Origin of the sequence: Aquabacter albus (assembly GCF_040049275.1) — a bacterium.
Classification (GTDB): domain Bacteria; phylum Pseudomonadota; class Alphaproteobacteria; order Rhizobiales; family Xanthobacteraceae; genus Aquabacter.
Genome location: NZ_JBDZDT010000016.1, coordinates 44,521 through 52,238 on the forward strand (window position 1 = coordinate 44,521; position 7,718 = coordinate 52,238).

Genomic DNA, 7,718 nt, shown 5'->3' on the forward strand with positions numbered 1-7,718 from the left:
CCCTCTCAGGACGACACCCGCTCAAGGCGTGAATCGCCCCCGAACCTATGCGATTCGCCCTTTACCCATTCCAAACGGCTTCCGCCGCTCAATTTTTATGAGCGAAGGTGACATTGCGGGGGTTCGCGGCCTTTTCAAGCGGAATTTGCGGCTTTGCCGGCCAAGGGGCGCCCGGCTGCGTTGCCCCGATGGTGGAGGCAGTGCTAGGGCTGCGCGTCCTTTTGCCTTGCACGCCTTATCTGGAGCTGCGCGCCCGTGTCCACCGCGACCCTCGATGTCCTCACCATCGGCAACGCCATCGTCGACGTCCTCTCCCGCGCTGAGGAGGACTTCCTCCTCGCCCAGGGGATGCCGAAGGGCTCCATGACCCTGATCGACGAGGCGCGGGCCGAGGCGGTCTACCAGGCCATGGGGCCGGGCATCGAGATCTCGGGCGGGTCCGCCGCCAACACGGCCGCCGGTGTCGCCTCGCTTGGCGGACGCGCGGGCTTTGTCGGGCTGGTGCGCAATGACGGGCTGGGCGGGGTGTTCGGTCACGACATCCGCGCCGCTGGCGTTGCCTATGAGACGCAAGCCGCCGCGGACGGCCCGGCCACGGCGCGCTGCCTCATCCTGGTGACGCCCGACGGCGAGCGCACCATGAACACCTATCTCGGCGCGGCGCAGAACCTCACCACCGCCCACATCGACCGCGCCTTCGTAGAGAGCGCGTCCATCACCTATCTCGAAGGCTATCTGTGGGACCCGCCGCCGGCCAAGCAGGCCTTCCTCGCCGCCGCCGAGATCGCCCACAACGCGGGCCGGCAGGTGGCGCTCACGCTCTCGGACGCCTTCTGCGTCAGCCGCTACCGGGCGGAATTCCTCGATCTGCTGCGCAAGGGCGTGGTGGATCTCGTGTTCGCCAATGAATCGGAAGTGAAGTCGCTCTACGAGACCGCCGATTTCGACGCGGCTCTGGTGCAGCTGCGCGCCGACGCCAAGCAGGCCGTGGTGACGCGCAGCGAGAAGGGCGCGCTCTTCACCACTGACGGCGCCGCAGTGACCGTTCCCGCCCATCCGGTGGCCGAGGTGGTGGACACCACGGGCGCGGGCGATCTGTTCGCCGCCGGCTTCCTGTTCGGCCATGCCCGCGGCGTCGATCCCGCCACCTCGCTCCGGCTCGGCGCGCTGGCGGCGGCTGAGGTGATCTCCCATATCGGCGCGCGGCCCCAGAAGACCTTGGCGGACCTTGCCAAGGAGGCCGGCTTCATCACGTGAGCACGGATGTCGATCCCGGCGCGGGCGCGGCGCGCGCGCTGCGCCACATCGAGGCCGGCGCGGGGACCATCATGGTCCTGGGCGGGGCCGGCACGGGGAAGACCACTTTCCTGCACGAGCTGCGCAAGACGCCGCGTGGCCGCCAGGTGTTCCTGGCGCCCACCGGCGTCGCCGCGCTCCAGCTCGGCGGCCAGACCATCCATTCCTTCCTCGGCATCCCGCCGCGCATCCTTAATCCGGACGAGGTGAAGCCGCGCGTGCAGGTGCGCCGGCTGGCGAAGAAGCTGGACCGCATGGTGATCGACGAGATCTCCATGGTGCGCGCGGACCTTCTGGACACGGTGGACCGCACCCTGCGCATCGCCCGCGACACGAACGAGCCGTTCGGCGGTGTGCAGATGCTGCTGGTGGGGGATTTCCTCCAGCTTCCGCCCGTGGTGCCCCTCGCCGAGCAGGAGATGCTGGCGCGCATGGGCTATGGCGGGCCGTTCGCGTTCGACGCCAAGGCGCTGATGGAGCGGGAGGTGGCCCGCGCCCCCTTCACCAAGGTGCACCGCCAGTCCGACGATGCCTTCATCGCCATCCTCGGGTGCCTCAGGCGCGGCATCAGCCTGCGCGAGGCCATCGAGGCGCTGAACGCGGCCTGCGTGCGGCCGCATCGGGCCGGCGCCCTGCCGGTGCTGTTGACGCCAACCAATGCGCGGGCGGACGCCTACAACCAGCAGGGGCTTGCGGCGCTGGGCGGGGCGGAGCGCACCTTCGCCGGCCTGCTGAAGGGCGAGTTCGGCCTGGAGGGCGACCGGCTGCCGGTGCCCGAGCGCCTCGTGCTGAAGCCCGGCGCGCGGGTGATGGCGCTGCGCAACGACCCCGCGCGACGCTGGGTGAACGGCTCGGTGGGCACGGTCGCGGGCATCGGCGCCCATTCGGCCCTGGTGCGGCTCGATGCGGGGCCGACCGTGGAGATCGAGAGCTTCACCTGGGAACGCACGCGCTACGGCTGGGACGAGGCGACGGGGCGCATCGAGGCGCAGGTGGTGGGCACCTACAGCCAGCTTCCTTTGGCGCCCGCCTGGGCCATGACCATGCACAAGGCGCAGGGGCTGACCCTGGAGGATGTGCGCATCGACTTCGAGAACGGCGCCTTCGCGGCGGGGCAGGCCTATGTGGCCCTCTCCCGCGCCCGCTCCATGGAGGGGCTGTCCCTGGTGCGGCCCATCCGGCATTCGGACATCAGGTTCGACCGGCGGGTGGCGGCGTTCGTGGCGGCGTTCGAGGCCGAGGCGGACTGAGGCGCGTCGGAACCGACGTGCCCGGCGCGAACCGCACATCCGTCAGACCGGTGTGCATGATCTGGCCAAATACCCAAAAGGAGGAGGCCTTACCCTGCATGGCCGCAAGTCAATGCCAGCGAAGCGGCCAGCCTCCACACTTACGCATCATGGGATGACCCGTATTTTGCCCGATGGCCGAATGCAGCATTCGGTACTCTGTCGCACCGATATTTGCGCAACTCCGGGATTGAACCGCGCGGCCATGTCTGCACATCGGCACGGAGGTGATGCCAATGGAGCCTCAACATCGCGACAATGTCCTCACCAGGCTGCGTAAACTCCTGTTCAGCCCCCACATGCCGGCGCGCTATCAGCTTCTGCGTGCCATTGATCGTCGCTTCAATGTGCTGAGCTATCAGCGGAAGCTGGACTATCTGACAGTCGAGCGCCCCTTTTACGGCGTCGGCCTGCTGCAGGCCGCGCTTTTAGCGAAGAAGCTGGGGAAGAAGACCATCTCGGCGATCGAGTTCGGCGTGGCGGGCGGCAACGGCCTCGTGGCGCTGGAGCAGCATGCCGAGGCGGTGAAGGCCGAGACCGGCGTCGCGGTGACGGTCTATGGCTTCGACACCGGCACAGGCATGCCTCCGCCGCAGGACTATCGCGACATGCCCTATGTCTTCCAGCAGGGCTATTTCGAAATGGATGTCCCCGCCTTGAGGGCCAGATTGACCTCGGCGCAGCTTGTTCTCGGTGACGTCGCGCAGACCCTGAGAGACTTTGCCGACCGTGACGATGTCGCCCCCGTCGGCTTCATCTCCTTCGATCTCGACTATTACTCTTCCACGGTGGCCGCGCTGAAGATATTCGACATGGACCACCACAGGCTGCTTCCGCGCGTCATCTGCTATTTCGATGATACGGTGGGTCCCGTCGACGAGGCCTACAACGAATTCACCGGCGAACTTCTCGCCATCAAGGAATTCAACGCGGCAAGCGAGGCTATGAAGATCGCGCCCGTGAACGGGTTGCGCTTCTACGGCGACCATATCCCCCAATGGTGGCACGAGCAGATTCTCGTGGCCCATCTCTTCGGGCATCCCGAGTATTGCACGCCCATCAACACGCATACCCAGCTCCCGCTGGCCTCCGGGCGCCCCAGTCAGAGCCAGAAGAGGGCAGCGGCCGCGATGCAGATGGCGGAGAAGAAGGTCTGAGCGCGGCGGAGGCCTACTGCTTCTCCTCGCATTGCACCGGCTCGGCCTTTTCGCCCTTGCGCACGTCATAGAGCGCGGCGCTGTTGCCCTTGGTCCACCAGACATAGGGCCCGGCGGCATAGCGCACCCCCGAGCCGGACAGCACATTGGCGAACACCAGCGGCCGGCCATCCACCGGCAGCAAGGCCAGCGAGATGTCCCCCGCCGTCACGTATTCCGCCGTGAACGGGCCGATGCCGGGGCAGACATAGCTCGCCTTCAGGCGTTGGACCTTGGTGCCCTCGGGCATGGGCACGGTGAGGTCGTCCGCCGAAGCAAGGGTGGGGGCGGCGCACAAAAGCGCGGCGAGCGCGATGGATGCTGTCTTCACCTGTGTCTCCCAGCCCTTGGCAAGGCGCCTGTTCGGGCATCCGCAATATAGCGCGTGGCGAGGCGAGGCGGTTCCGGCAGGATCGCCTCCGCCCGGCCCCATGCTCGCCCTCGGCGATGACAGAAATATACATGCGATGCGGGGGATAACGCAGGGACCTGACGCAGCGCAGCTCACGATAACGCCTTAATCGTGCTAGCATAACATGTATCCAGGTGGGCCATTCGAGGCGCTGAGACGCAGCCGAAATGGCGACCTCCGCCCGCGTTTCGTCTGGTAGTTGCAGGTCCATGAGAGGGTCGAGGCCGGAAACGGCAGGGTTGAAGGATACGGCGCCGGAGCGGTCCCGCCCCGCTTTGCCGAGGATCGCCCATTTCCTGTTCACCGGCAGCTTGGCCGCGGCCTTCATCGTCATGCTCGTGGTGGGCGTCACGCTCTGGCAGGCGCGCGAGGATGCGTGGGAGCGGGCGGAGCATTCCTCCGAGAACCTGCTCCACGGCGTGGTCGGCCATATCGACCGGCACATGCGCCTCTACACCTTCGCCCTCGACCTTGCCGTGGGCGCGCTCAGCGATGCGGAGGGCGCGCTGCTCTCGGACAGCGCGAAGCACCGCATGCTGGCATCCATCGCCGCGAGCGCCGACTATGTGGGCTCCATGCTGGTGCTGGATGCGAACGGCAACATCCAGCTGGATTCCGGCTCCGACATTCCGCGCTCCGCCAATTTCGCGGATCGCGACTATTTCTGGATCCAGCGCGACAATCCGGACCTCGGCCTGTATGTGAGCGAGCCCTTCCGCAGCCGCCTGCGTGGCGGCGATCCCAGCATCGCCTTGAGCCGCCGTCTCAACAATCCTGACGGCAGCTTTGCCGGCGTCATCCTGATCGCGATCCGTCTGGCTTATATCGATGCCTTCTTCGCCAATCTCGACATGGGCCGGAGGGGCGCGCTCCTCCTTTTGAGCACAGAGGGACGCATCCTCACGCGGCAGCCGCCCAAGGACGGGCAGGGCGATGTGGGGACGGACCTCTCGAAAAGCCCGAACTTCCAGCAGATGCGCACCAAGGTTTCCGGATCCTTCGTGGGCACGGCCTCGGTGGACGGGGTGGAGCGCTTCTACACCTTCGCCCGCGTGCCGAACCAGCCGCTGATCGTGGACGTCGCGCTCTCCACCGAGGACATTTTCGAAGATTGGTGGTGGCGCTCCACGGTCATCGGCGCCATCACGCTGCTCGTCTGCCTCGCCATGGTGGTTCTGGCGGTGATGCTGCGCGGAGAGCTTCGTCGCCGCGTCATCGCGGAGGCGGACCTCGCCTTCCTCTCCGTCACCGACGGGCTGACCGGCCTCGCCAACCGCCGGCGCTTCGATGAGGTGATCCAGCGGGAATGGCGGCGCACCGGCCGCACCGGCGCGTCCCTCGCGCTGCTGATGATCGACGTGGACCGCTTCAAGGAGCTGAACGACAAATACGGCCACTCCAGGGGCGATGAGGTGCTGAAAGCCCTGGCGCGGGTCATCGACGAGAGCATCCGCCGCCCCGGCGATCTCGGCGCGCGCTATGGCGGGGAGGAGTTCGCGGTGGTGCTGCCGGACACCGACCACAACGCCGCCATGGGCATCGCCGAAACCATCCGCGCCAGATCCTGCGAGATTGCCGGCCTCGATCTGCCGAAATTCACCGTGAGCATCGGCGTGAAATCCGTGCGCCCCTCGCAGGACCAGTCGGTGAACCAGCTTCTGGAGGCCGCCGACCAGGCCCTCTACCGGGCCAAGGACCAGGGCCGCAACCGGGTGGTGCTGGCCGCCTGAGGTTTTGGGGTGATTAGCAGCATTGCCTTGATCGGCCGCTTTCGGCCCATGTCGGACGTTTGGAAGGTCCGCTCTCAGGCGGCTCGTCTTGCGCACCCCGCTCGTCAGCTTGGGGCGCGGAGCAGGCGAACAATGTGGCCGATGGCGTCCTCGTCTGCGAGCCCTTCATCGCCGGTGACCGCCAAGGCCGCGCGAATCTCAAGCTGGCTGTCAAGCAAGAACTGTACCAGAGCACCGCCCATGATCGCGGCGAGGCCGGGCGGCAAGTCATTGCGGATAAAGCCAGCGTCTTGGGCTCGTTGCATGAAGGCGACGACCGGCCGCGTCATTTGCTCGGAGCGGGACACGCGCTCATCCTGAAGGCCGTCCAACCGTCGCCAGAGGTTGAACCGGAACGATAACGGCCGGGCCTTCCAGAACGCCAGGTAGGCTCGAAGCATCGCCGTGACACCGTCACCCGGAGGTAGGGCCAAGTCCACGGCGTCAGTCATAAAGGCCATGAAATCGGCGGTGATCTGTTCCCCAACCACACGCCACAACGCTTCCTTGCCCCCGAAATGGTGATTGAGCAGCGGCTGGGAGACGCCCGCCGCCTGGGCGATCTGGCGGGTGCCGGCGCCATGGAACCCCTCGGCCGCGAATACGGCGAGCGCGGCTTCAACGATGGCGTTGCGGGCGTCGCCTTGCGGAAAGGTGGGGCGCAGTTCCGGCATTGGCGGGTCTCCAGTCGAATCCATTGCGCTGATCGCATGATCAGCGTTGACTGATCAATCGATCAGCGATAGGTGGCGGGCGCCTTGAGGAGGTGCGCGTGACCACTCTGCCCCAGCCCGCCAAAACTTTCGTTCTCATCCACGGCGCGAGCCACGGCGGCTGGTGCTACGACCGGGTCGCTGCGATCATGCGATCACAGGGGCATGAGGTGTTCACGCCGACGCTTGCCGGGTTGGCGGAGCGCGCTTCCATGGATGCTCGCCGGATCAACCTGACCACCCATGTTGACGAAATCGTCGAGCTGTTCGAACGGGAAAACCTTGGCGACGTGATCCTGTGCGGCCATTCCTATGGCGGCATGGTCATAGCCGGCGTTGCAGACCGAATCCCGGATCGCATCAGAAATCTCGTATTCCTCGACGCCGTCGTGCCTGAGAACGGCAAATGCATGAACGACTATGTCTTTCCCGGTTGGCGGCTGCTGCCGATCCTGATTACGGTCTGGCTGTTTGGTCGCGGCTACAAGCTGACGCCGCCGCCACCGGCCTGGTATTTCAAGGTGAACAAGGCGGATCGGGCCATGGTGAACCGACGTCTCACGGCGCATCCGTACGCGACACTCCGCGAGAAGATCCGGATCGGAAACAATGCCGACCGCATCACAAACCACACCTATATCTACGCTGCGAGCTGGGGAAATACTCAGATCGCCAAGCAGTACGAACTCGCGAAGAAGCGCAAGGGCTGGAAGGTGTTCGAGGTCGAGTGCGGTCACGACATCATGATCGACGCGCCAAATGAACTGACTAGGATTCTTGTTTCAGCGAGCTAGGCGATCCTGGGGCGAGCGCGTGAACGAATATTCGCTTAGCCCTTTCTGAGGGCCGGTTTCCACAGCGTCCGCAACGTCCGTCTTCCACCCAAAGCCGTCATGAATTCGTGTTTTGCTCCATGTGGCCTGCCGCCGGTTTTGTGGACACCAGGTTAAGCTAATTTAGCTCGCTCCTCGAACTCGATCGGGCTCAGATAGCCTAGCGTCGAGTGCCTGCGTCGGCGATTGTAGAAGCGCTCGATGTAGTCG

The 7,718-nt window shown here is 65.7% G+C and carries 8 protein-coding genes; 5 read left to right on the forward strand and 3 right to left on the reverse strand.

The features are described from left to right. Nucleotides 1–255: 255 nt before the first annotated feature. The 3 genes from ABLE91_RS27455 (at nt 256) to ABLE91_RS27465 (ending at nt 3,742) form a co-directional block, all read left to right on the forward strand. The gene (locus ABLE91_RS27455; protein ID WP_348935733.1) at nt 256–1,257 is read left to right on the forward strand and encodes an adenosine kinase; all 1,002 of its coding nucleotides are present in this window, start codon (nt 256–258) and stop codon (nt 1,255–1,257) included. After that, on the forward strand, nt 1,254–2,546 hold the full coding sequence (locus ABLE91_RS27460) for an ATP-dependent DNA helicase (RefSeq protein WP_348935734.1): 1,293 nt from the start codon (nt 1,254–1,256) through the stop codon (nt 2,544–2,546). The genes ABLE91_RS27455 and ABLE91_RS27460 overlap by 4 nt, the downstream gene beginning before the upstream one ends. A gap of 275 nt (nt 2,547–2,821) precedes the next feature. Further along, nucleotides 2,822–3,742 carry a hypothetical protein gene (locus ABLE91_RS27465; protein WP_348935735.1) on the forward strand — a complete coding sequence of 307 codons (921 nt, stop codon included), beginning with the start codon at nt 2,822–2,824 and terminating at the stop codon, nt 3,740–3,742. Nucleotides 3,743–3,755: 13 nt separating this feature from the next. On the opposite strand, the gene ABLE91_RS27470 is transcribed toward ABLE91_RS27465, so the two are convergent. After that, nucleotides 3,756–4,112 carry an MliC family protein gene (locus ABLE91_RS27470; RefSeq protein ID WP_348935736.1) on the reverse strand — a complete coding sequence of 119 codons (357 nt, stop codon included), beginning with the start codon at nt 4,110–4,112 and terminating at the stop codon, nt 3,756–3,758. A 320-nt stretch (nt 4,113–4,432) separates the two neighbouring features. Here ABLE91_RS27470 and ABLE91_RS27475 point away from each other — a divergent pair, with 320 nt between their 5' ends. Next, nucleotides 4,433–5,923 (forward strand): sensor domain-containing diguanylate cyclase, encoded by a 1,491-nt coding sequence (locus ABLE91_RS27475; protein ID WP_348935737.1) that lies wholly within the window; start codon nt 4,433–4,435, stop codon nt 5,921–5,923. Nucleotides 5,924–6,027: 104 nt separating this feature from the next. On the opposite strand, the gene ABLE91_RS27480 is transcribed toward ABLE91_RS27475, so the two are convergent. Next, nucleotides 6,028–6,636: a TetR/AcrR family transcriptional regulator gene (locus ABLE91_RS27480; RefSeq protein WP_348935738.1), complete on the reverse strand. Its 609-nt coding sequence runs from the start codon at nt 6,634–6,636 to the stop codon at nt 6,028–6,030. A 98-nt stretch (nt 6,637–6,734) separates the two neighbouring features. On the opposite strand from ABLE91_RS27480, the gene ABLE91_RS27485 reads away from it, so the two are divergent. Beyond that, entirely contained in the window at nt 6,735–7,469 is a 735-nt protein-coding gene (locus tag ABLE91_RS27485; RefSeq protein WP_348935739.1) for an alpha/beta fold hydrolase, read from the forward strand. Between the two features lie 152 nt (nt 7,470–7,621). Here ABLE91_RS27485 and ABLE91_RS27490 read toward each other — a convergent pair. Further along, a partial coding sequence (locus ABLE91_RS27490; protein WP_348930610.1) for an IS3 family transposase occupies nt 7,622–7,718 on the reverse strand: 97 nt, incomplete at its 5' end.